Origin of the sequence: Streptococcus oralis (genome assembly GCF_001578945.1) — a bacterium.
Lineage (GTDB): Bacteria > Bacillota > Bacilli > Lactobacillales > Streptococcaceae > Streptococcus > Streptococcus oralis_Q.
In genome coordinates, this window is sequence record NZ_KQ969551.1 from 299,199 (window position 1) to 301,698 (window position 2,500).

Consider the following 2,500-nt stretch of genomic DNA (forward strand, 5'->3'; position numbering starts at 1 on the left):
CATTCTATCACTTTTAAAAAGCTTTGTCACGAATATTCTATTCGGTTATCGATGTAAACGTTTTAGTGATTTCTAGGAACTGAAATGAAGAACAAATTATGGTATAATATACCTAACTACTAATAGTGAAATGAGGCATTTATTAATGCAGGATAGAAATTTAGTGAATGTCAATCTGACAAAGGAGATGAAGACCAGCTTTATCGACTACGCCATGAGTGTTATCGTTGCGCGTGCTCTCCCTGATGTTCGAGATGGCTTAAAACCTGTTCACCGTCGTATTCTTTACGGAATGAATGAACTAGGTGTTACACCAGACAAACCTCATAAAAAATCAGCCCGTATTACAGGGGATGTTATGGGTAAATACCACCCACACGGAGATTCCTCTATTTATGAAGCCATGGTCCGTATGGCTCAGTGGTGGAGCTACCGTTACATGCTTGTCGATGGGCATGGGAACTTTGGATCTATGGACGGGGACGGTGCTGCCGCGCAGCGGTATACTGAGGCACGCATGAGCAAAATTGCTCTTGAAATGCTTCGTGATATCAATAAAAACACAGTTGATTTCGTAGACAACTACGATGCTAACGAACGTGAACCCTTGGTCTTGCCAGCTCGTTTTCCAAACCTTTTGGTCAATGGAGCAACTGGGATTGCCGTAGGGATGGCTACCAACATTCCTCCTCACAACTTGGGTGAAACCATTGATGCAGTGAAGTTGGTCATGGACAATCCTGAAGTGACGACTAAGGACTTGATGGAAGTCTTGCCTGGTCCAGATTTTCCAACCGGTGCTCTTGTCATGGGGAAATCAGGTATCCATAAGGCTTATGAGACTGGTAAAGGTTCCATTGTCCTTCGTTCTCGTACAGAGATTGAAACCACTAAGACGGGTCGTGAGCGCATCGTTGTAACGGAATTCCCTTACATGGTCAATAAAACCAAGGTGCATGAACATATTGTTCGCTTGGTTCAGGAAAAACGCCTTGAGGGCATTACAGCCGTACGTGATGAGTCCAACCGTGAAGGGGTCCGTTTCGTAATCGAGGTTAAACGCGACGCGTCTGCCAATGTTATCCTTAATAACCTTTTCAAGATGACCCAGATGCAAACCAACTTTGGTTTCAATATGCTGGCGATTCAAAATGGTGTGCCAAAAATCTTGTCCCTTCGTCAAATTTTGGATGCTTATATCGAGCACCAAAAAGAAGTGGTTGTTCGCCGTACTCGTTTTGACAAGGAAAAAGCAGAAGCGCGTGCGCATATCTTAGAAGGTCTTTTAATTGCGCTAGATCATATTGACGAAGTGATTCGTATTATCCGTGCTAGTGAAACGGATGCGGAAGCGCAAGCTGAGTTGATGAGCAAGTTTAAGCTTTCTGAGCGTCAAAGTCAGGCTATCCTTGATATGCGTCTTCGTCGTTTGACAGGGTTGGAACGCGATAAGATTCAGTCTGAATATGATGAATTGATTGCCTTGATTGCAGATTTGGCTGATATTCTTGCTAAACCAGAGCGCGTGGCGCAAATCATCAAAGAAGAATTGGACGAAGTCAAACGCAAGTTTGGTGACAAGCGTCGTACCGAGTTGATGATCGGAGAAGTCTTAACTCTTGAAGATGAAGATTTGATTGAAGAAACAGATGTTTTGATTACCCTATCTAATAAGGGCTACATCAAACGTTTGGACCAAGGTGAGTTCACTGCTCAAAAACGTGGTGGTCGTGGAGTTCAAGGTACTGGAGTTAAGGATGATGACTTTGTTCGGGAGTTGGTTTCGACTAGCACCCATGATCACCTGCTCTTCTTTACAAACAAGGGTCGTGTTTACCGACTAAAAGGCTATGAAATTCCTGAGTATGGTCGAACTGCTAAAGGATTGCCAGTGGTTAATCTTTTGAAGTTGGACGAAGGGGAGAGTATTCAGACTATTATCAACGTTGAGTCTGAACGGAGTGATGACGCTTATCTCTTCTTCACAACCCGTCACGGTATCGTGAAGAGAACCAGTGTAAAAGAATTTGCCAATATTCGTCAAAATGGGCTGAAGGCCCTGAATCTCAAGGATGAGGACGAATTGATAAATGTTCTATTGACAGAAGAAGACACGGATATTATCATTGGTACCAATTTTGGTTATGCTATTCGTTTTAATCAGTCAGCTGTTCGTGGCATGAGCCGTATCGCGACAGGTGTTCGAGGAGTCAATCTTCGTGAGGGTGACACAGTAGTTGGTGCTAGTATCATTACCGACCAGGACGAGGTTCTTATCATCACGGAAAAAGGATACGGTAAGCGTACCCTTGCCACTGAATATCCAACTAAAGGTCGGGGTGGTAAAGGAATGAAGACAGCCAATATTGCTGAGAAAAATGGTCCACTCGCGGGTCTCTTAACCGTTAAGGGCGATGAAGACTTGATGATCATCACGGATACAGGGGTCATGATTCGAACAAATGTTGCCAATATTTCGCAAACAGGACGCTCAACTATG

At 43.8% G+C, this 2,500-nt stretch carries 1 protein-coding gene; it reads left to right on the forward strand.

Annotated features, from left to right (window positions below):
* Positions 1-145: 145 nt before the first annotated feature.
* Positions 146-2,500, forward strand: a 2,355-nt coding sequence (gyrA, locus tag SORDD16_RS04140; RefSeq protein WP_061452480.1) for a DNA gyrase subunit A, incomplete at its 3' end; no start/stop codon positions are given.